The 22,005-nt window shown below is 67.5% G+C and carries 17 protein-coding genes; 9 read left to right on the top strand and 8 right to left on the bottom strand.

Annotated elements, in window-relative coordinates:
• The 4 genes from ACQP1O_RS27350 to ACQP1O_RS27335 all read left to right on the top strand — a co-directional run bounded on the left by ACQP1O_RS27350 (position 1) and on the right by ACQP1O_RS27335 (position 3,364).
• Positions 1–693, top strand: a complete 693-nt coding sequence (locus tag ACQP1O_RS27350; protein WP_433561306.1) for a hypothetical protein — start codon at positions 1–3, stop codon at positions 691–693.
• Complete coding sequence (locus tag ACQP1O_RS27345) at positions 633–1,337, top strand: TetR/AcrR family transcriptional regulator (protein WP_433567815.1); 705 nt, start codon at positions 633–635, stop codon at positions 1,335–1,337. The genes ACQP1O_RS27350 and ACQP1O_RS27345 overlap by 61 nt, the downstream gene beginning before the upstream one ends.
• Positions 1,223–1,972, top strand: a complete 750-nt coding sequence (locus tag ACQP1O_RS27340) for a TetR/AcrR family transcriptional regulator (RefSeq protein ID WP_433561305.1) — start codon at positions 1,223–1,225, stop codon at positions 1,970–1,972. Before ACQP1O_RS27345 ends, ACQP1O_RS27340 begins: the two co-directional genes overlap by 115 nt.
• A gap of 213 nt (positions 1,973–2,185) precedes the next feature.
• Positions 2,186–3,364, top strand: coding sequence for an RNA-guided endonuclease InsQ/TnpB family protein (locus ACQP1O_RS27335; protein ID WP_433567814.1), 1,179 nt, complete (start codon positions 2,186–2,188; stop codon positions 3,362–3,364).
• Between the two features lie 239 nt (positions 3,365–3,603).
• Here the strand turns inward: ACQP1O_RS27335 and ACQP1O_RS27330 are convergent, their stop codons facing one another.
• Entirely contained in the window at positions 3,604–5,190 is a 1,587-nt protein-coding gene (locus ACQP1O_RS27330) for a glycosyltransferase family 39 protein (protein WP_433561304.1), read from the bottom strand.
• 262 nt (positions 5,191–5,452) lie between these two features.
• On the opposite strand from ACQP1O_RS27330, the gene ACQP1O_RS27325 reads away from it, so the two are divergent.
• On the top strand, positions 5,453–6,466 hold the full coding sequence (locus tag ACQP1O_RS27325; RefSeq protein WP_433567813.1) for a zinc-binding alcohol dehydrogenase family protein: 1,014 nt from the start codon (positions 5,453–5,455) through the stop codon (positions 6,464–6,466).
• On the opposite strand, the gene ACQP1O_RS27320 is transcribed toward ACQP1O_RS27325, so the two are convergent.
• Positions 6,450–7,307, bottom strand: a complete 858-nt coding sequence (locus tag ACQP1O_RS27320) for a cyclopropane mycolic acid synthase family methyltransferase (protein ID WP_433561303.1) — start codon at positions 7,305–7,307, stop codon at positions 6,450–6,452. The genes ACQP1O_RS27325 and ACQP1O_RS27320 overlap by 17 nt on opposite strands.
• A 221-nt stretch (positions 7,308–7,528) precedes the next feature.
• Here ACQP1O_RS27320 and ACQP1O_RS27315 point away from each other — a divergent pair, with 221 nt between their 5' ends.
• Positions 7,529–8,449, top strand: coding sequence for an expansin EXLX1 family cellulose-binding protein (locus ACQP1O_RS27315; RefSeq protein WP_433561302.1), 921 nt, complete (start codon positions 7,529–7,531; stop codon positions 8,447–8,449).
• 84 nt (positions 8,450–8,533) lie between these two features.
• Positions 8,534–9,457: an alpha/beta fold hydrolase gene (locus ACQP1O_RS27310; protein ID WP_433561301.1), complete on the top strand. Its 924-nt coding sequence runs from the start codon at positions 8,534–8,536 to the stop codon at positions 9,455–9,457.
• A 16-nt stretch (positions 9,458–9,473) separates the two neighbouring features.
• Here ACQP1O_RS27310 and ACQP1O_RS27305 read toward each other — a convergent pair whose 3' ends face one another.
• On the bottom strand, positions 9,474–10,874 hold the full coding sequence (locus tag ACQP1O_RS27305; RefSeq protein WP_433561300.1) for a WS/DGAT/MGAT family O-acyltransferase: 1,401 nt from the start codon (positions 10,872–10,874) through the stop codon (positions 9,474–9,476).
• A gap of 268 nt (positions 10,875–11,142) precedes the next feature.
• Here ACQP1O_RS27305 and ACQP1O_RS27300 point away from each other — a divergent pair, with 268 nt between their 5' ends.
• On the top strand, positions 11,143–11,793 hold the full coding sequence (locus tag ACQP1O_RS27300; protein WP_433561299.1) for a cutinase family protein: 651 nt from the start codon (positions 11,143–11,145) through the stop codon (positions 11,791–11,793).
• A gap of 208 nt (positions 11,794–12,001) precedes the next feature.
• On the opposite strand, the gene ACQP1O_RS27295 is transcribed toward ACQP1O_RS27300, so the two are convergent.
• A complete protein-coding gene (locus ACQP1O_RS27295; protein WP_433561298.1) occupies positions 12,002–14,071 on the bottom strand; it encodes an SDR family oxidoreductase in 2,070 nt (689 codons plus the stop codon).
• Positions 14,072–14,654: 583 nt separating this feature from the next.
• Here ACQP1O_RS27295 and ACQP1O_RS27290 point away from each other — a divergent pair.
• Entirely contained in the window at positions 14,655–15,251 is a 597-nt protein-coding gene (locus ACQP1O_RS27290; protein WP_433561297.1) for an alpha/beta fold hydrolase, read from the top strand.
• A 65-nt stretch (positions 15,252–15,316) separates the two neighbouring features.
• Here the strand turns inward: ACQP1O_RS27290 and ACQP1O_RS27285 are convergent, their stop codons facing one another.
• The 4 genes from ACQP1O_RS27285 to ACQP1O_RS27270 all read right to left on the bottom strand — a co-directional run bounded on the left by ACQP1O_RS27285 (position 15,317) and on the right by ACQP1O_RS27270 (position 22,004).
• Complete coding sequence (locus ACQP1O_RS27285; RefSeq protein WP_433561296.1) at positions 15,317–15,559, bottom strand: hypothetical protein; 243 nt, start codon at positions 15,557–15,559, stop codon at positions 15,317–15,319.
• Between the two features lie 295 nt (positions 15,560–15,854).
• The gene (locus tag ACQP1O_RS27280; protein ID WP_433561295.1) at positions 15,855–16,769 is read right to left on the bottom strand and encodes an ADP-ribosylglycohydrolase family protein; all 915 of its coding nucleotides are present in this window, start codon (positions 16,767–16,769) and stop codon (positions 15,855–15,857) included.
• Between the two features lie 99 nt (positions 16,770–16,868).
• Entirely contained in the window at positions 16,869–20,333 is a 3,465-nt protein-coding gene (locus ACQP1O_RS27275) for a DNA-directed RNA polymerase subunit beta (protein ID WP_433561294.1), read from the bottom strand.
• Between the two features lie 789 nt (positions 20,334–21,122).
• A complete protein-coding gene (locus ACQP1O_RS27270; RefSeq protein WP_433561293.1) occupies positions 21,123–22,004 on the bottom strand; it encodes a sigma-70 family RNA polymerase sigma factor in 882 nt (293 codons plus the stop codon).
• Between the last annotated feature and the right edge of the window lies 1 nt (position 22,005).

Here is a 22,005-nt window from a genome sequence, read left to right as displayed (position 1 = left end):
GTGAGTGAGAACGAGAACACCGCGCACAACGACGAGACCGAGCAGACCGGCATGACCGAGCAGACCGGCATGACCGAGCAGACCGGCACGACCGAGCAGACCGAAACAGCCGAGCCGACCGGCGCGGCGGAATCGATCTCGATTCTGGTTCCGGTGCGCTCGAAAGCCTTGCCCGCCAAGAGTTACCCGGTGGCGACCGTCGCCGCCGCCGTGCTCGCGGTGGTGGCGGTGGTCCTCGGCGTGCTCTGGCACAACTCCTCCGGTGACTACCACGCGCTGAAGAACGGCCAGGCCGACCGCGACCGCGCCGCGCAGGTGGCCAAGGACTACACTCTGCGCTCGCTGACCTACGACTACCGCAACCTGCCGGCCTTCTTCGACGGTGTGGAGCGCGGCACCTCGGATGCGCTGCGCGACAGGTACACCCAGGTGCGCGACACCCTGGCCAAGATCATGACCGACGCCCAGGTGGTGGCGACCGGCGATGTGGTCGGCAGCTCGGTGGAGGCCAAGGGCAACGACCAGTACACCGTCACCGTCTACGCCACCCAGAAGACCCAGAACGTGCAGCAGACCGACCCGGCGACCGTGCCGAACCTGCTGGTGCTGACCGTGGCCAAGAGCGGCGGCGACTGGCTGGTCACCGATTACGGCCCCAAGGACGTCGGACAGAAGGGCGGGGCCGCGAAATAGCGTCGCGACGCATCGGGCGGCCGCCGCAGCACGAACTCCCGTCGCGGCGCCGCCGGCAGATCATCGAGGCCGCCTTCGAGGTCTTCACCGCCAACGGCTACGAGGCCACCGCCATCTCCGAGGTGGCCGCCCGGGCCGGGATCGGACAGGGCACCGTCTACCGCTACTTCGGCAGCAAGCGCGAAATCCTCGACCACGTCATCGATCTCGGCATCGAGAAGGTGACCGACACCATGGAACTCGACACCGTCCTCGGCGCCGCAGGCGAGGTCGGCGAGCTGGTGGCGGCGGTGCGAGCGGCCCTCGACCGGCTCTGGGACCTGCTCGAACGGGAGCCGAAGGTGCTGCGGCTGCTGGTGGTGGAGGCCGGGGCCATCGATCCGGAGCTGGCGCACCGGCTGCTCGGGCTGGAGGCGCTGACCGCCTCGCTCATCGCGGGGGAACTGACACGCGGCAGGGAGGAAGGGTGGATTCGTCCCGATATCGACCCGGACGTGCTGGGGCACACCATCCTCACCATGGTCGGGCCGTGGATCATGCGGGAGCTGCTGGGCGCGGGCAATCCGGACATCCGGGGACGCAGCATGACGGCGGTGTTCGACATCCTCGACAAGACCCTGCGCCCCCGGAGCGCCCCGCCGTGACAGCCGGCCGGGCAGAGCGTGGCCGTCATCCCCGCGCCGCACAGCGTAGGGCCGAATTGGTCGGCGCTGCTTACGAATTGGTGGTAACGCGCGGCTTCCGCGGCATCGTTGTGGACGACATCGCCACGGCCGCCGGGGTCAGCCACGGCACCTTCTACAACTACTTCGTCAACAAACGTGACATCCTCGACGCCGTCATCGACCACTGCTTCGCCCTGATCCGCGTCCGCCTGCTGGGACCCGAGGGTGACGACATCCCCACCACTCTCGATGCCTTCTGCGCGCGCTACGCCCGCGTCGTCGACCGCTGCTACGACCTGGTCGAGACCGAACGCGGGCTGGTGAATTTCCTTCTGCTGGAGGCCTCTTCGATCGACGATCGAGTCCTGGACCGCTGCCTGCACCATGCCCGCGCCTACGGGGCGCAATCGGTGGAGGTCGTGCGGCGCGGGATCGCCCACAGGTACCTGGATCCGTCGCTCGATCCGGAGATCGCGGGGGAGGTCCTGCTCTCGATCCTGGTCTCGGCGCTGCTGTCGGCCCTACGTGCCGGATCCGACGGGCTCACCCAGGACCGTGTTCGCAACCAACTGGTCTCCTTCCTCCGCATCGCACTCGCCGGCGACCCGGAATGACCTCACTCGCGCGGTCGTCTGCCCGGGCGGCATGACCACGCCCCTCCCGGAGAACTTCGCCTTCCCCCACGGACCCCGACTACGCCCTCATCAGAATTCGTAGCGCGGAAACCCCGTCCTTCAGGGCGGGGAGGGGCGCGTCAAGTCGATGCTCAACGTGCTCAGCGCTACTACCTCCCTCCAGTTTTTACATACAAGTGTGCTAACATGTGAATCGTGGAGACATGGACGAAGCGGGCATTCAAGTACCGCTTCTATCCGACCCCCGCTCAAGCCGCCGAGCTGGAGCGGACGTTCGGATGTGTCCGCAAGGTGTACAACCTCGCGCTGGAGGCCCGCACGGCCGCGTGGCAGCGTGGACAGCGTGTCAACTACGTCGAAACCTCGGCGATGCTCACCGAATGGAAACGCGGCGAAGACCTGGCGTTCCTCAACGAGGTGTCGTCGGTGCCGTTGCAACAATCGTTGCGGCACTTGCAGACAGCGTTCGTGAACTTCTGGGGCAAACGTGCCCGTTACCCGAGGTTCAAATCCCGCAAGAAGTCCCGCGCGTCGGCCGAATACACCCGCTCCGGGTTCCGGTGGCGCGACGGACAACTCACCCTCGCCAAGATGAGTGACCCACTCGCCATCGTGTGGTCGCGGCCCCTCCCGGAAGGTGCGGAACCTTCCACGGTCACCGTGTCCAAGGACGCGGCCGGACGCTGGTTCGTGTCGCTGCTGTGCGACGACCCGACCATCGGACCCCTTCGGGTTACGGATGCGGTGGTGGGGGTCGACGCCGGGCTGACGCACCTATTCACCCTGTCCACGGGTGAGAAGATCGCCAACCCGCGCCACGAACGCAAGGACCGGGAGCGGCTGGCGAAAGCCCAGCGGGCCTTGTCTGGCAAGGAGAAAGGCTCGAACAATAGGGCGAAAGCGCGAGTGAAGGTCGCTCGCGCGCATGCTCGCATAGCTGACCGGCGCCGGGATCACCTGCACAAGGTCACCACTCGGCTCGTGCGTGAGAACCAAACGCTCGTGATCGAAGACCTGACCGTCGCCAACATGACCCGAAACCACTCGCTGGCGCGGGCGATTTCGGATGCGTCGTGGTCGGAGTTCCGAACCATGCTGGAGTACAAGGCCGCCTGGTACGGGCGCGAGGTGATCGCGGTCGACCGGTGGTTCCCCTCGTCCAAACTGTGCTCGGACTGCGGCGCACTGCAAGACAGGATGCCGTTGAACGTGCGGGAATGGACCTGCACCTGCGGCACAACCCACGACCGGGATGTGAACGCAGCCAAGAACATTCTGGCCGCCGGGCTGGCGGTTTCTGTCTGTGGAGACGGTGTAAGACCTCAACGGAGCACTCCGGGCGGGCAGTCGTCGGCGAAGCAGAAAAACTGACCAGCGATGGTTGGAATCCCGGTCCTTCAGGGCCAGGAGGAAGTCAACACCTTCCTCTGCTCCGAGGAAGGGCCGAGGAGGCCTCCGCGGTCCACGGCGCCATTTACACCGTCGACAACGGCAAGATGTCGCTCTGACCCCACTCCGCGACCGCGGAATCAGCTGCCGCAAGCCGTCCGGCAGCGAAACGAGTACGGCCGCGGCGGGTGACGCCGCGGCCGCACACCGGCTCGAATAGCTCAGATTCCGCTGGGGAAGGTGAGGGTCATCAGGCCCGGCCAGACCCCGGACCAGGGTTGCAGGGGGTCGTGGCAGACGTAGACGGTGACCAGGCGCTCCAGGCCGGGGAGGCCGTTGGGATCGTCGAGGCGGGTGACCTGGGTGGTGGAGGCGAACTTGGCCAGGAACTCCTTGTCGCCCACGCCGTCCACGGAGAGGTAGACGATGGTGCGCGCCGAGTCCGGCGGCGGGCCGAAGTAGCCGAAGCCGCGGTTGGGGCTGTAGACCGGCGGCAGGTCGTAGGCGCGGCCGAATTCCTCCAGTGCACTGGCCTGCACGTACGCGGTCGCGACCACCGCGGTGTCGCGGCGCTCGGATTCGGGTAGTCCGGCCACCGTGTCGGCGACCGCCTTGGTGAAGGTTTCGTAGCCGGCCGGGCCGGTCAGTGACTCGCGCTGCCAGTACTGGGCCTGGTCGGTGATCGGGCGATCGATCCCGGTGAAGTCCCGGGCCCACGCCCAGCTGTACGGCACCGGGATCGCGCACATCCAGGCCGTGAACAGGACGGCCGACATCACCGCCGCCGCGTTCACCGCCTTGCGCACCTGACGCCGCGCCTCGACCGTGCTCAGCGCGTACGCGCCCGCGCCGATCAGAGCCGGCCAGAAGCCCGCGACATAGTAGGAGCGGCCGTTCTCGACGAGGACGATCACCAGCAGTCCCACGCCCGCGACCAGGGCGAAACGGTAGGGCCGCAACGACTCCAGCCGCACCAGGCCCCACAGGCCCAGGATGCTCAGCAGGCCGCCGAGCAGGCCGCACTGGACGGCGATCTCCACCGCGCAGACCAGCGGTCCGGTGTGGGCGGCGTACTGCTCCTGGGCGATGATCTCGGTCATCTTGGATTCCACCCAGTCGTGGTCCATCTGCCACAGGATGCCGGGAATCATCGAGACCGTGAGGATCAGCGTGCCGAGGTACAGCGCCGGGCGGCGCAGCAACTCGCGCGGTCCGGCGATCAGCACGCCGAGACCCAGCAGCGCCCACACACCCGGCATCATCCACTTCGCCTGGAACGCCACCGCCGCTACCACACCCGCGACGATCAGCAGCCAGTCCTGCCGGGTCCGCACCCAGCGAATCAGCAGCCAGACGATCGCCGCCTGCAGAGGAATGTCGAAGGTCAGCGTGATCAGCTGCATCTGGTTGAACGCCAGCGGCGAGACCGCGTAGGCCGCCGCGGCGAGCACCTGATACCGCGCCCCCGCCCCCAGCTCCCGCGCGGTAGCGGCCGCCACCACCGCCGCGGCCGCCATCAGCAACAGCGCCGGAATCCGCAGCGCCAGTACCGAACCCGGCGCGATCACATCCATGATGTGTGCGACGAACGGCGCCAGCGGCCCCTGGTCCGGATAGGCCCACGTCAGCCGCCGACCGGCCGCCAGGAAGTACAGCTCATCGCCGAAGTAATTGACCCGCGCCGCGGGCACGCCGAGCACAATGGCGAAGCCCAGGGACACGGCGAGCACGCCGCGCCAGGCGAACGGCGCCGGATCGGCTGCCGCTTCGGCGGCGTCCACCTCGGGCGCCGCGTCGATCGTTGACATCCATCCTCCCGGACCACGAAAAAACGCCCGGCAACACCGAATTTTCGGCGAGGCCGGGCGTCGATCAGGCTGCAGAATAACTGGTTTCCGCCGGTTTGGTCGCCCCGGTCTTTTCCGGGGCTTGCGGGGCGCTACCGGTCGCCCACGATGCCCACGCCGAACCCCGGGTCAACCCCTGATGGCGGCCCTCGCGACGTCCCGGAACAAGGGCGGTTTCTCCCGGAGGCGAGCCCTGCGGGAGGAAACTGGGGACATGGCGACGATGAGAGCGTGGCGGGTCGAGCGGCCGGGCCCGGTCGATGAGCGGCCGGTGATCTTCGAACAGATGTCCGTACCCGAACCCGCCGCCGGGGAGTTGCTCGTCCGGGTGCTGGCGTGCGGGGTGTGCCGGACCGATCTGCACGTCGCCGAGGGGGATCTGGCGGTGCATCGGCCCGGGGTGGTCCCCGGACACGAGGTCGTCGGTGAGGTCGTGGCGGTGGGGGAGGGGGTGGACGGCGGGATCCGGTTGGGCGATCGGGTCGGGATCGCCTGGCTGCGGCACACGTGTGGAGTGTGCAGGTTCTGCAGCAGGGGCGACGAGAACCTGTGCCCCGAGTCGCGCTACACCGGCTGGGACGCCGACGGCGGTTACGCCGAATTCGCGACCGTACCAGCGGATTACGCGCTACCGCTGCCCGGCGGATACACCGATGCCGAGCTCGCGCCGCTACTGTGTGCGGGCATCATCGGGTACCGGGCGTTGCGACGGGCGGCGTTGCCGCGGAGTGGACGTCTCGGTATCTACGGATTCGGCGGGAGCGCGCACCTGGCCGCGCAGGTGGCGCTGGCGCAGGGTGCGGAAGTCCATGTGATGACCCGCGACAAGGAGGCCCAGGAGCTCGCGCTGGAACTGGGCGCGGCCTCGGCGCAGGGTGCCGCCGACGCACCCCCCGAACCGCTCGATTCGGCGATTCTCTTTGCGCCCGTGGGCGATCTGGTGCTGCCCGCCCTGGCGGCGCTGGATCGCGGTGGGGTGCTGTCGATCGCAGGAATCCACCTCAGCGACATTCCGCCCTTGAACTACCAGCGGCATCTGTTCCAGGAGCGGGAGATTCGATCCGTCACCGCCAATACCCGGCAGGACGCCAGGGATTTTCTCGCCTTCGCGGGCGGCCATCGCCTCGAGGTGACCGTCCATCCCTACTCGCTCGAGGCCGCCGATCGGGCCCTCCGGGATCTGGCCCATGGGCGATTCGCGGGCGCAGCGGTGCTGGTGCCTACTTCTGGAGGGTGAACTGCACGACGTCCAGGTGGCCCGCCCGGAAGTAGTGCGCACTCCCGGTCAGGTACCGGATATACCGCTGGTAGACCTCCTCGGAGGTGATCCGGGCCGCCTCGTCGTGATGCGACTCCAGCGCCGCCGCCCACAGGTCGAGGGTCTTGGCGTAGTGCGGCCGCAGCGACTGGATCCGCGAGGTCCGGAAGCCCACCGCCTCCGCCTCCCGCGGGACCGTATCGGGTTGCGGCAGTTGACCTCCGGGGAAGATCTCCCGCTTGACGAAGATGTGGAACAGTGCATCCTCGCGGGTGACCGGAATCTCGGCGGACCGCAGCTCGGCCAGGGTGCGCCCGATGATGGTGTGCAGCAGCATGCGGCCGTCCGCGGGCAGCATCCGATGGCACCGGGTGAAGAATTCGGCGTACCGCTCCTTGCGGAAATGCTCGAAGGCCCCGATGCTGACGATCCGATCGGCGGTGCCCTCGAATTCCTCCCAACCCTGCAGCCGCACTTCGGCTTCCGAGATGCCGAGTTCCCGCAGCCGGGTCTGGACCGACTCGAATTGATTGCGGCTCAGGGTCAGTCCGATCACCCGCACCCCGTAGGTCAGCACCGCCCGGATCATGGTCGACCCCCACCCGCAGCCGATATCGAGCAGAGTCATCCCGGGCTCGAGTCCCAGCTTGCCCAGGGCCAGATCGATCTTGGCCAGTTGGGCCTCCTCCAGGCTCATGCCCGCACGGTCGAAGTAGGCGCAGCTGTAGGTCATGGTCGGGTCGAGGAACAGCGCGTAGAAGGCGTCCGACAGGTCGTAGTGGGACTGCACCTGCCGGTAGAAGGGCGCGAGCTGGGCCATGGCAGCGGTCTCCTGAGGCGAGCGGGCATCCGGAGATGCGGGATACCCGGACATACGAAGCGTCGTGGCCTGCGGTTCTAACTCCAGGACACACCGACAACACGCCGCTTTTCCCTTTTCGACTTTCCGATTCGAGCCCGGCGTAACGGCGTCGGCTGCTTTCCTGATGAGGAGTGCAGCATCGCGTCAGCAAACACAATACGGAGGGTTGGGGACCGGCCATGCACCGCATCGGACACGAAGAGGTCCATTCTGGCAGGCCATGGTTGTGGACGATTCTGGTGGGAGCGGTGGTGGTGGGACTGGCCACGTGGTGGATAAGACCGCAGTCCCTCGGTTGTAGCGCGGCTTCACCCACCACAACCGCCTTCACGCCTCCCGCGGCTGCTGCACCGAGTTCGGTTACTCCACAGCAGATTCAAATCCAGGAGTCGCAACCGGCCCCGGAACCGGGCGAGGCCCGGTTCTACGTCTTCGATCAGGGTGCGGCGTGCTCGCTGCCCGATCTGCCGCTGGACGGCTACTACGTCGGGGTCCCGACCAGCCGATACGACGGTTCCGCCCCCTGCGGCTCCTACGTCGATATCGACGGCCCGCTCGGCAGCGTCCGCGCCCTGGTCGTGGACCGCTGCCCCGGTTGCGGCCCGGACCAATACGATTTGAGCCGCTCCGCTTTCGAAGTCATCGCCGAGGCCGGCGACGGTGTCGCGCCGATCCGGATCAGCCAGGTGCGCGACCCCGGTCCGGCGCCCGAGCTCTTCTACCGCGTGCAGCCGAGCTCCTCACCCAGCTGGATCGGAATCCTGTTCTTCGGCACCGGAAATCCCATCCGGCAGGTCGCGCTGCGCCCCGCCTCGGGCGGTGACTACCGGCCCCTGTTGCGCGGCGACGACAACTACTGGAATCTCTCCGGTCTGGGTCCAGGTCCCTTCACGGCCGAGGTGATCGATATCTACGGTCACGCCGCCTTCGTCTCGGGCGTCACCCTGGAGCCGGGGCGGGTTCGCCGCACCGGAATTCACCTCTACGGGGTCCCCGGCGACCCGCCCACCACCCGGCCCTCGCCCGCCACCCCGCCCTCGCCCGCCGCTCCGATGGTCGCGACCACGGTCGTCGCCGCCCTGGACGCCTGTGAGCCGTAACCCGCAGGTCCGTCCCCGGTATGGCATCATAAAGTGGAACGTGTTCCATTTCGACCGCCGAGGCGGTGTGCCGGGAGGCCTTCGATGACGAACCCCAGCTCGGACCTGACCACGCCCGCCGCCGCGCCCCGCGGAGGCCGCCGGCTCTCGCCGCGCATCTCCCGGCTGACCGAGGTGCCGCAGGGTGCGATGGTGGAGCTGCCCGGCCGCGGCTCGACCTACGTGGTGGACCTGCCGGGTCCGGCCGCGGATTCGCCGACCGTGCTGCTGCTGCACGGCATGGCCACCACCGCCATGCTCAACTGGTTCCCGTGCCTGCGCGAACTCAACGAGCGCTACCGGGTGGTCCTGTTCGATCAGCGCTGGCACGGTCACGGAATCCGTTCCGAGCGTTTCGATCTCGACGATCTCGCCGATGACGTCGTCGCCGTCGCCGATGCGGTGGGTGTCGAACGCCCCATTCTCGCAGGCTATTCCATGGGTGGCGTGGTCGCCCAGCTGACCGCGCACCGGCACCCGGATCGTGTGGGCGGGCTGGTACTGGCCGCCACCACCTACCGCTTCCAGGAGAAGTGGCGCGAGCGCGCCTTCCACCGCGGCTGGTCGGCCACCGCCACGCTGTTCTCCGAATGGTCCTTCCGCCGCGCCGAACTGCGCCGCGACAAACTGCCCACGCTGCCCGAATCCTCGTGGCCGGTGGGCCGGATGGATCGCTGGGCCATGACGGAACTACGGGCCACCAGCGGCTGGGCGCTCGCACAGGCGCTCGCGGTGCTGGGGCGTTTCGATGCGTCGGACTGGCTGCCGACGCTGAAAGTGCCGACGGCGGTGGTGATCACCACGCGGGATCGGGCGCTGCCCGTCTTCCGTCAGCTGGAGATGGCGAAGGCGATTCCGGGAGCGGAGATCTTCCTCGCCAAGGCCGGTCACGCGGCCTGCGCACTCGAGGCGGACGTCTTTGTCCCGGTGTTCCTCGAGGCCGTTCAATCGGTGGTGGATCGGGTGTAGCGGATTCGGGCTCGGGTCAGGCCTTTTCGCGCGCGGCCTTGAGCAGCGCGGTGATCACCTCGGGGACGGCGTCGGCGATGGTGTCCACATCCGGCACCAGTTCCTTGCAGGCGATGAACCCGAAATCCAGGTGCCCGTTGTTGGAGATCACGGTGGCGGTGAGTCCCGCGCCGTGGAACACCGGCCCGAACGGATACATCGATGCCACCCGGACCCCCAGGAAGTACATGGGGAAGTTGGGCCCGGGCACGTTCGACACCACCAGGTTGTGCACCACCGGGTGGTGCTCGGCCAGCTTGAGCGACGAGTACGCGCGTGCGGCCAGCTGGAAGGTATTGGGCGGCGCGTACTTCGCCCAGTCCTGGAGGAAGTCGGCGCCGATCAGATTGTGCTCCTCCTTGGCCCCGCGATTGTCCTCGGCGATGGCCAGCACCCGCGCCACCGGATCCTCGATCTCGGTGTAGAGCCGCGCGAAGATGGTCGATACCTTGTTGGTGCCCTCCTCGTGGCGTGAGGTCTCGTGCGTGGACACCGGAACCGAGGCCATGAGCGAGGTTTCGGGCAGTTCGTCGTGCACCTCGAGGTAGCTGCGCAGCGCGCCGCCGACCACCGCCAGCACCACGTCGTTGACCTTCACCCCGAAGGCGGTCTTTATCTCCTTGATATCCGACAGCTCGGTCTGCACGAAGGAGATGGCGCGATGCGGGGTGATTGCCCGATTGAACGGCGTGCGCGGCGCGGTGAAGGGCAAGGGCATGCCGCGGCTTCCGCTGCCGCGCCGCCGCTGCACCAGACCGCCCAGAATGCCAACGGTCTTGGGTACCATGCCGACCATCCCGAGCCGGCCCGGGAGCTTCAGCAGCGCCTCTCCGGCCAGCTGCAGATCATTGGGTTCCGTTTCGGCCGGGGCGATCTCGGCGGGCGGGGTGTAGGACACACCCGGCTGCACATCGCACAGGTGCATCATCATGTTGGTGCCGGTGATGCCGTCGACGATGGCGTGGTGGTACTTCGAGATGACCGCCACCTTGCCGTGCGGCAGGCCCTCGACCACCCACATCTCCCACAGCGGCCGGGCCCGGTCGAGGGGGCGTCCGGCGATGTCGGCGGCGAGTTCGGCCAGTCCCCGGTCCCCGGCCCCGGCGGGCAGCGCGAGCCGGCGCACGTGGTAGTCGAGGTCGAAGTTCGAATCCCGTACCCAGACCGGATGATCGAGGTTGAGCGGCACCGCGTGCAGTCGCCGGGTCATGGCCGGGATGAGGTGCAGCCGCCGTCCGAGTTCGGCCTTGAAGGCATCGTGCTCGTAGCTCATCCCGTCGGCGGCGGGATCGAGTATCAGCATTGCGCAGACGTGCAGGAGTTGGGTGTCTGTTTCGAGATAGAGGAAGCTCGCGTCGAGCCCGGTAAGTCGTTCCATACCAACACACTATGAGAACTAGTTCCATTTTGCGTGCGGTTCGCGGTGTGGTCCGGATCCCGTCCGTGGCCGATTCGTAGCCCCAAAGTAGCACGTAGATATCAAGTTTCATGATGAAACGTTTGGGTACCAATCAGGTGTCTCTCCAGTAGAATTCGTTGCCGCCCTCCTGGACCCTTCCTACCTTGGGTCACATGGCCCGGTGATCGGTCTCTAGTCAATGACAAGAGTCACTGGGCTTCTCACAACGACGTGAGAGGTGAGGACGATGGGCGACCGGAAGGTATTGCTGCCTGGAAAATGGCGTACGGCTTGGGGTCTCGCGATCATGCTGACGATCGCGACCGTGTTCGTTCCACCATCGAGAGCCCACGCGGATGCGGGATGCGCCGCAGTGGACGTCGTAGTGGCAAGGGGCACAGGCGAACCCGGGTGGCTCGGCGACGAGATCGGCGATCCGCTCTACGGCATGCTGCAGGATCGGTTGCCCGTTTCGACGAGTTCCTATCGCGTGAACTACCCCGCCGACTACTCGTTCGCCGTGGGCGCGGGGAGCGCGGATCTGGTGGGGCACTTGGCTGCTGCGGCCGCGGCCTGCCCGGGCCAGGAGTTCGTCCTGGTCGGCTACTCGCAGGGCGCGGCGGTCGTGCACGCGGCACTGGGCACCGGTGTGGTGTTCTGGTATCCGGGCGTGGTGCAGCTGCCGGGCTACCTCGGCGAGCGCGTCGCCGCGGTGCTGCTGTTCGGTGACCCCATGCGCGGGCTGGGCTGGAATATCCCCGGCGCGTACCAGTTCCGCACCGGGGACTGGTGCACCGGCGGCGATCCCATCTGCGGCTCCGGCGTGGATGCCAACGCGCACGTCGCCTACGGCCGCGATCTGGTGGACGCGGCGAACTTCGCCGCGGACCGCATCTGACCCCGGGGAGGGGAAAGGGCCCGGCTCCCGGGCGGTCTCGTGGACTTGCTGACGAGACCCCGGAGCGGGGTCCGGGTATCCGCGGTTCGGGGGCGTCAGGTGTCACGGCACTTGGGGCCTCGCCCACCACCGGACCGCGGATACCGAACAACGGCCGGCCGGGTGTGCTGTTCCACACCGGGCCGAACCGTGTTGGCGGACGGACTGTTTACCAGTGCAGGCCCGGAATGCGGTTGGTGATGCGCGCGGCCGGGGCGGGCAGGCCCATCAGCGGCTGCACGATCGGGGCCAGCGCCAGCAGCGGGCTGCGCGATTCCGGCTTCTCCGTAGCGGTTTCGGCGTCCACCGTGGCGGTTTCGGCGCTCACAGGGGCTACCGGCGCGGGCGTGCGCGCCGCCTTGGACTCGCCGAACATCCGGAAGCCCTGGTGCAGGATGGCGCGCTTCACCGAGGGCATGACCGTGTCGACGAACTGGGCGAAGGTGCCGATGGGGGTGTCGATCCGGCTGGGCCGGTGCTCGAGCGCGCGCACCACGATGTCGGCCGCCTGATCCGGGCTGTGCACCGGGATGGACTTGTACAGGTCGGTCGGCGCGATCATGGCGGTGCGCACCAGCGGCATGCGCACCGAGGTGAACGTGATTCCGGCGTCGGCGTTCTCGACCGCGGCGATCTCGCTGAAGTTGTCCAGTGCCGACTTGCTGGCCACGTACGCCGCGAAGCGCGGCACCTTGGTCTGCACCGCGATCGAGGAGATGTTCACGAAGTGCCCGAAGCGGCGCTCCCGCATGGACGGCAGCAGCGCCAGGATGAGTCGCACCGCGCCGAAGTAGTTGACCGCCATGGTCCGCTCGAAATCGTGCATGCGATCGGTGGAGTTGAGCACCGAGCGGCGGATCGAGCGGCCCGCGTTGTTCACCACGTAGTCGACGTGCCCGTGATCGGCCAGCACCTGCTTGACCAGCAGCTCCACCGACTTCTCGTCGGTGATGTCGCAGATGTACGCCTGTGCCGCACCGCTTTCCGCCCGCACCTCGGCGGCCGCGGCCTTCAGGTCCTCCTCGGTGCGCGCCACCATGAGCACGGTCGCGCCGCGCTTGGCCACCGCGTGCGCGGTCGCCAGGCCGATGCCGGTGGACGCGCCGGTGATCAGCACGATGCGGCCCGCGAGGCGATCGCCCTCGATACGTCGGGCGCGATCGGGATCCAGGTTGGCGCGCCAGTACTTCCACAGGGTGGCGGCGTAGTCCTCGAACGCCGGCACCTCGATGCCGCTGCCACGCAGCTGCGCCCGGGTGGATTCGGAGACGAAGGTCGACTCGAAGGAGGTGTGCGGGGCCACCTCGGCGGGAATGCCGAAGCGCTCCAGCAGGAAGTCCCGCACCGCGGGCACGCCCGGCAGCCCGCCGAGGGCGTTGAGCGCGGAGTGCGAGCCCGGCACGGTGCCGATGGCGGTCGGCGCGCCGGCCGCACGGGCGAGCGCGTTGTAGATCTCGGTGAACGGCTGCGGTTCCGGGTTGGTGAGGTGGAAGGTGCGGCCGATGAGCCCGGGCTTGCCGATCAGCTCGACCATGGCGTCGACCACATAGTCCACCGGAACGATATTGGTGGAGCCCAGGTCGGGGATCGGCATGGGCAGCTCCGAGGGCAGTGCCGCCAGCCCCGCGATGGCGGGGAAGAAGTAGTACGGCCCGTCGATCTTGTCCATCTCGCCGGTGCGGGAGTCGCCGGCCACGATGGCCGGGCGGTAGACCCGCCAGCGCAGGCCCGCGGCCTCGCGGACCATCTTCTCGGCCTCGAACTTGGTGCGGTGATAGGGGGAGTGCAGGCCCTGGCCGAGGTCGAAGTCGTCCTCGAAGAACTTGCCCTTGTGATCGCCCGCGACCGCGACCGACGAAACGTGGTGCAGCACCGCGCCGAGTTCCAGGGCCAGGTCGATGACCGAGCGGGTGCCCTGCACATTGGCCGCGTAGGTGACCTCGGCGTCGGCGGTCATGTCGTAGACCGCGCCGAGGTGGATGATGTGATCGGCCCGTGGGGCCTCCGAGAAACGGCTGTCGGCGCCCTCCGGCAGGCCCAGTCCCGGCGCGGCCAGGTCTCCGACCAGTGGGAACACCCGATCCTCGGCGCCCCAGCCCGCCGCCAGCTCGCGCAGTTTGGCCACCGAAGCCTCACGCGTCAGTGCGTGGACCACGGCCTCCGGGTCGCGCTCCAGCAGCGCGGCGACAACGCGCCGGCCCAGGAATCCGGTTCCGCCCGTGACGATGTAGGAAACCATCGTCCCCTCCTTAAATACGAACCTGTTGGTATCCAACGGTGTTCGTCCGACATGCGTCGGTGGATGCGGACGGTATGCGATTGGCCCCCTAGCAGAATGTTGGGCCGAGGTAGGAACACCTTCGTGCCTAACTAGTGAGTAACTTTACGGATTCCAGGTTGGGCGTTCAACCGGAATCGCCGTTTCGGTGCTGTGGGGATGGTCACCTCGGAGCAATTCGAGTTGATATGTGTAACAAGGGGTTTGATGTAACCATCGACCCTCTTGGCAATTCACTGGCAACTGGTCAAATGTCCTGAGCGTGCGCTCACTTGTTGGATCTCTATGAGTTTGCCCGGTCACCACCCGGTTCCGGCGGTCGGAATTGCCCCGCCTCCGCCGCCTCAGCCGCCGAACCATCGGTGCCCGGTTCGCCGTGCAATTCACGGGTCGCATCCGGCGCGCACCTGTGCCCACCGGGTGGGCGGATTCGCCGGTATTCCCCGGTCCCGCCCGACACCGGCGGCGGGGGCCTTGCCAGTCGAATGCCAGTGTCGTCGTGCAGGCTCGAGGCTCGGAACGACAACGAGAGGACTATCGAGCAGTGAGCACCATCGTCGTCTCGCACGGACTGCAAGCCCGTGCGGACAGCGTCTGGTTTCCCCCCTTCCGCGCCGAGCTGACCGGCCGGGGGCATCAGGTCGTGATCCCCAACCTGCCGAATACTGATGCGCCGCAGCGTGATCCGTGGCGCGAGGCCTTGGCGGCGGCCGCCGCCGCGCGCCGGCCCGAGGACACCGTGCTGGTCGGCCACAGCATCGGCGCGGTCAATGTGCTGCGTGTGCTCGAGGCGCACGATCCGGCCGCCGGGGTCTTCACCGGGGTCGTCCTGGTCTCGGCCTCGGTCCATGAGGTCGGCTACGACCTGCTCGCCGGCTTCTTCGCGGGTGACTTCGACTGGGCGCGAATCCGCGCCGCCGCCAAGCAGTTCCGGGTGCTCCAGGCCATCGACGACCCGGTCAACGCGCCCGAACCGCTCGAACACGTGGGCGTTCTGGTCCGCGAGCTGGGCGCGGTCGCCACCGTCCTCCCCGACGGCGGCCATCTCGGGGCCTACCCGGAAGACCACATCGAGCTGCCCGAGGCGGTCCGACTCGTCGAGGAATGTCTTGCCGCGCCGCGGGTGGTCCCCGCCGGCTAGCGCCCGTCAGGTGTACACGGCGCCGGAGGCCGATTCTCGAAACCCGTGTGCCGCAGGCGCGAACGTCACTCGTTCACGCAGCGGACGTCGCCGTCCACGGTCTGATCGACGATCGTGAACGGCGGGCACCGCCGCACATTGCCCCATTCACCCGCGATGCACGAGTCGTACTCGTGCGGGTCCTCGGTGGGAACCCGGGTACCGCTATGGCATCCTTCGGTCACCGGCGCCGCCCCGGCCAAACCCGCGCCCACGGCCACGGTGGGAGCACTCAACGCGAGACCGGTGACAACAATCCCGATTGTCACTCGACGGCGATCCATCAACCCTCCTGATCTCCAGAACTGCCGGGACTCTTCGAACCGCACCCGTGGGCGGTCCCCAGCATCTGATTCGGACGGCGAGCAACGACCGCTCGCCACGAAACCACCATCAAGTATGACGATCGGTCTACCGCCGAGGGAATCCGACAAGCATCACACTTGCCGCGACCGGGGACTCGACCCCGCGCCGGCATGAGACCGGTCACACCGCGGCGGCCGACGACTTCCGGATCGGCGAACGCTCGCGGCCCCGATCCGTGTGATCCGTGCCTCCCGACGATTACCGTGCGGGTGTCGTCACCCACGAGGGCAGGGGTTCCCGCGCCGACAGCCATTCGCGGGGCACTCCGCGCAGGTCGCCGTCGCTGCCGATGCCGGTATGGGCGGCCACGATTCCGCCGACGATCGCGGCCGTGGTGTCGGCGTCGCCGCCCGCTTCGACACATGCGGTGATCGCGGCCGGGTAGTCCCGGAGGAACGTCGCGGCGGTCCAGAGTGTGAACGGCACCGTGTCGTGGGCGGTGACCTGTGCGCCGTTGCCGAGCTCGTACGCCGCCTCGGCAACCGATCGGCCCAGCAGCCTCCGCGCCCGGCGCACGCCGTCGGCGGTACGCCCGTCGATCAGATACGGCTCGACGGCATCGAGCAATTCGTGTGGCGCACAGTGTTTTCCGCGTGTGGCCGTCGCGTGGCTCGCCGCGACGGCGACAACCATCGCGCCGACGATCGCTTCTGGGTGCCGATGCGTCACCTCGGCCGAGAACGCGGCCTGCGCCGCCACCCGGTCCAATTCCCCGGGGAACGCCGCCCCGAGCGGGGCTACCCGCATCGCCGCGCCATTGCCCCAGGACCCGCGCCCGTCGAACAGCGCGCCCGCCGCCTCGGCCCAGGGCCGTCCATCGCGAATCTGGTGCAGCAGAGCGACGGTTCCGCCGCTGTATCCCCGATAGGGCTCACACCGGTCGGCGAACGCCGCCGCCAGCGCATCGCGGTCGATTCGGCCCCGCGTCCGGATCTCGTCGAAAACCGTGCAGGCCATCTCGGTGTCATCGGTCCATTCCCACGGCGGTGCCGGTGGCCGACCGGCTATCAATTCGGGCACCGAACGCCCGGGCACGAAGAACTGCGCCCCCAACGCATCCCCGACGGACAGTCCTTCGAGACTGTTCCGGGCACTATTCGAATGAAAAGACATACGGCGGACATCCTGCCAACCGTGTTGAGCCGTCGCAATGCTGGAACCAGCGCGTGTGCCGCGTCCCGGGATCCGGGACGCGGCACACGGCAGGGTGGATCAGCTGGTCAGATCGGTGATGGTGGCGGATTCGTTGTGGGTCAGGGTGATTCCGAGATTGGTGGCGGCGCGGTCGAAGTCGTCGTCGGGTTGCTGGAGTTCGATGGCGGAGCCGGCGGAGAGGACTTCGACATTGAGGCAGAGGGATTGGAGTTCTTTGAGCAGGACCTTGAAGGATTCGGGGACGCCCGGTTCGGGGATGTTCTCGCCCTTGACGATCGCCTCGTACACCTTCACGCGGCCGATGACGTCGTCCGACTTGATGGTGAGGAGTTCCTGCAGGGTGTAGGCCGCGCCGTACGCCTGCATGGCCCAGCACTCCATTTCACCGAAGCGCTGACCACCGAACTGCGCCTTACCGCCGAGGGGCTGCTGGGTGATCATCGAGTACGGGCCGGTCGAACGTGCGTGGATCTTGTCGTCGACCAGGTGGTGGAGTTTGAGGATGTACATGTAGCCGACGGCGATGGGGTAGGGGAACGGCTCGCCGGTGCGGCCGTCGAAGAGGATGGCCTTGCCATCCTCGCCGACCATGACCTCGCCGTCGCGGTTGGGCAGGGTCGAGCCGAGCAGACCGGTGAGCTCCTCCGTGCGGGCTCCGTCGAAGACCGGGGTGGCGAGGTTGGTATCCGGTTGTGCGGACAGCAGTTCCGCGGGCAGACGCTGCGCCCAGTCGGGGCGGATGCCGTCGGCGAGCCGAATGTTCCAGCCCGCCTTGCCGATCCACCCGAGGTGGGTTTCGAGGATCTGGCCGATGTTCATACGACGCGGCACACCGTGGGTGTTCAGGATGATGTCGACCGGCGTGCCGTCGGGCAGGAACGGCATGTCCTCCTGCGGGAGGATCTTGCCGATGACACCCTTGTTGCCGTGGCGGCCGGCCAGCTTGTCGCCGTCCTGGATCTTGCGCTTCTGCGCGACGTAAACCCGCACCAGCTCGTTCACGCCCGGGGGCAGATCGTCGTCGTCGTCACGCGAGAACACGCGCACGCCGATGACCTTGCCCGACTCACCGTGGGGCACCTTCAGCGAGGTGTCGCGGACCTCGCGGGCCTTCTCACCGAAGATCGCGCGCAGCAGCCGCTCCTCCGGGGTCAGCTCGGTCTCACCCTTCGGGGTGACCTTGCCGACCAGGATGTCGCCGTCACGAACCTCCGCACCGATACGCACGATGCCACGCTCGTCCAGATCGGCCAGAACCTCGTCGGAGACGTTGGGGATGTCGCGGGTGATCTCCTCGGCACCGAGCTTGGTGTCACGAGCATCGATCTCGTGCTCCTCGATGTGGATCGAGGTCAGCACATCGTCCTCCACGAGGCGCTGCGACAGGATGATCGCGTCCTCGTAGTTGTGGCCCTCCCACGGCATGATCGCCACGAGCAGGTTCTTGCCCAGCGCCATCTCACCGTTCTCGGTGCACGGACCATCGGCGAGCACGTGCCCGGCCTCCACCCGCATACCCTCGTCCACGATCGGACGCTGGTTGGCACAGGTGCCCTGGTTCGAACGCTCGAACTTACGCAGCCGGTACGAACGGCGGGTGCCGTCATCGTGCATCACGGTGATGAAGTCGGCCGAAACCTCCTCCACCACACCGGGTTTCTCGTTCAGCACCACATCGCCGGAATCGATCGCCGCCCGCACTTCCATACCGGTGCCCACCATTGGCGCCTCCGAGCGGATGAGCGGCACCGATTGCTTCTGCATGTTCGCGCCCATGAGGGCACGGTTGGCGTCGTCGTGCTCGAGGAACGGAATCATGGCGGTGGCCACCGACACCATCTGGCGCGGTGACACGTCCATGTAGTCGACGGCGGCGGCATGAACCAGCTCGACTTCGGAGTTCTTGCGCCGCACCGCGATTCGATCGGATACGAAGCGCCCCGCCGCATCCAGCGGTTCGTTGGCCTGCGCCACCACGTGCAGGTCCTCCTCGTCGGCGGACAGGTAGTCGATCTCGTCGGTCACCCGGCCGTCGGTCACCCGCCGGTACGGAGTCTCGATGAACCCGAACGGATTGACCCGCGCGTACACCGACAGATACCCCATCAGACCGATATTCGGCCCCTCCGGCGTCTCGATCGGGCACATCCGGCCGTAGTGGCTGTAGTGCACGTCGCGAACTTCGAGACTGGCGCGCTCCCGGTTGAGCCCGCCGGGCCCGAGCGCCGAGAGCCGCCGCTTGTGGGTGAGGCTCGCCAGTGGATTGCGGTGATCCATGAACTGCGAGAACTGGGAGGTGCCGTAGAACTCCCGCAGCGCCGCCACGACCGGCCGGATGTTCAGCAGCGACTGCGGGGTCACGGCCTCGATGTCCTGGGTCGTCATGCGTTCGCGTACCACGCGTTCCATGCGTGACAGGCCCAGCCGCAGCTGATTCTGGATGAGCTCGCCGACGGTGCGGACCCGGCGATTGCCGAAGTGGTCGATATCGTCGACCTCGACCGGGACCTCGACGCCGCCGGGCGCGGTCATCACCTTCTCGCCCGCGTGCAGCCGCAGCAGGTAGTCGATGATGGTGACGAGGTCCTCCTCGGTGAGCACCGGCGAGCCGACCGCCTCGGCCGTGTGGATGCCGAGTTTCTTGTTCACCTTGTAGCGGCCGACTCGGGCCAGGTCGTAGCGCTTCTCCTTGAAGAAGAGATTCTCCAGCAGCATCTGCGCGGATTCCTTGGTCGGCGGCTCGCCGGGGCGCAGCTTGCGGTGGATGTCCAGCAGCGCCTCGTCGGTGCCCGGCGTGTTGTCCTTCTCCAGCGAGGTCAGCATGATTCCGGAGTGGCCGAAGCGCTCGGCGATCTGCTCACTGGTCCAGCCGAGCGCCTTGAGCAGGACCGTCACCGGCTGCCGGCGCTTGCGGTCGATACGGACGCCGACGGTATCGCGCTTGTCCACGTCGAACTCGAGCCACGCGCCGCGGGAGGGGATGACGCGCGCGGAATACAGTGTCTTCTCGGTGGATTTGTCGATGCTCTCGTCGAAATAGACGCCGGGGGAGCGGATCAGTTGCGAGATGACCACGCGTTCGGTGCCATTGATGACGAAGGTGCCCGTGCCGGTCATCATCGGGAAATCGCCCAGGAATACCGTCTGGGATTTGATCTCCCCGGTGTTGTGGTTGATGAACTCCGCGGTCACGAAAAGCGGTGCCGCGTAGGTCAGATCCCGGTCCTTGCACTCCTCGATCGAGGTCTTGACGTCCTCGAAGCGGGGTTCGGACAGGGTCAGCGACATGGTTCCCGCGAAGTCCTCGATGGGGCTGATCTCGTCGAGGACCTCTTCCAACCCGCTGGCGCGCGCGGCGCCGTGCGCGGCCGTGCGGGCGCGCCAATCGCTCGCGCCGATCAGCCAGCCGAACGAATCGGTCTGCACCTGCAGAAGATCCGGAACTGCCACGGGCTCGGTCACCGTGGCGAACGAAACCCGCTCGGTCTGATTCGAGATTGCCAAAATGCGTCCTTCCAGCACCTCGCGCCGCCCGCGCAGGCGGTCGGTCGCGGTATCTGCTTGTCCTGTGGCCGTAATTCACGCGTACCGGCGCCGGCAGTCCGAACATGACTCGACAACAACGGGTGGATGAAGCCGCACGCAGACAGCGCGACCTTCCACGGTCATTTCACATTTCGAGAGTCGGACAGCACCCGCCCAGGCGCGAAATCTCAAATTACACCCGAAGTCAACAGATGTCGAGAGGCGCAAAGAAATCGACACCGATATTCCGGTGTCTTCCCATTTCAATAATGACACCGCAGAACGCAATTCGTCAAGTCGATTGTCGCTTCCCCTCCACAGCCTCCTGACCAGCGCGAAAGCTACTGGGTGGCAGTATGTTCGGCTCTGCACGCTGGGGTGTGGCCGTGCGGGAATTCGTATCTCGCGAGGACCATGATCGGGTGCAGGCCCGTATTGACTGATGTTCGCACTGCACCGGCCCAGTGGACTGTTCCTGGTCGAACCGTGGATCATGATCCGCGGCTATGCTGATCCCGGCGACCTGCGAGTCTTCGCGGAAGCGATTGTGGCCGAGGCGGATTCGGGTCGCGACTTCGAGACCTCTTTCGACACGCTCCCGTATCGCGGCGACCGGGTATGGGGCCACCTCACTGTCTACCGGACGGGAAGACGGTGGTCCCCCTGCCCAGATCCTCGATGGCAGCTGCGGCAGAGTCGAATTGGAACGCGCCTACTCGGATCCCGCAGAGCTGGTCACCGGCGCCGGAAACCTGCTCGACGCCCTCGGCGTGGCAGGTCGGTGATTCAGGCCGAACCGGGTAGGTGCATCGCGGCGAGGCGGTGGGGGTCGGCGAGCAGGGTGATGGCGGTGATGCGGTGGCCGGCGACAGCGAGGGACATGACGGATAGCGGGGTGCCGTCCTCGCGCCAGGAGATGTAGCCGGGCAGATTGTCGACGAGGACCGGCTGGTGGCGGGTGACCGCGCCGGAGAAACTGCGCGCGCGCGTGGCTACTTCGGTGGCGCCGAGGGTGACGAACACGCCGCTGGGGGCATGCACGGTGAGCCGGACGTCGGGGTCGAGGACGCGGAGGAGCGCTTCGAAGTCGCCGCCCACCGCGGCACGGCGGAACGCTTCGGCCACGGCGCGCTGTTCGCGCCCGGGGACGGCCGGGTGCTCGCCGGCGCCCTGCACCTTCCGGCGCGCGCGGCTGGCGATCATCTTGGTGGCGTCGGCGGATTTGCCGAGGATCCGGCCGATATCGGCGAACGGCACCGCGAACATGTCGTGGAGCACGAAGGCGAGGCGCTCGCTGGGGCCCAGCGAGTCCAGGACGACCAGCAGCGCCAGGCCCACCGAATCGGCCAGGGCGACATACTCTTCCGGTTCGGTGGCGCCGTGGTCGGCGGTGACGACGAACTCGGGCAGGCCGTCGTAGGACGACTCCTGCCGGGCCTGGCGCGAGCGCAGCAGGTCCAGGCTGATCCGGCCGACGACCGTGGTGAGCCAGCCCGCGAGGTTGTCGATGGCCGCGGCGTCCTGGCGGGCCAGCCGCATCCAGGCCTCCTGCACCACGTCCTCGGCATCGGCATGCGAACCCAGGACGCGATACGCGACCGCCCGCAGCCGATCGCGCTGTGCCTCGAAGGCCGCGGCCACCGGGTCCGTCGAGCCGGATCCGGCCATG

The organism is Nocardia sp. CA-151230, assembly GCF_050942175.1.
In the GTDB taxonomy this organism is placed as follows: Bacteria; Actinomycetota; Actinomycetes; order Mycobacteriales; family Mycobacteriaceae; genus Nocardia.
The sequence above is the reverse complement of the archived record's forward strand: the minus strand, read 5'-3'. Positions and strand labels throughout refer to the sequence as shown.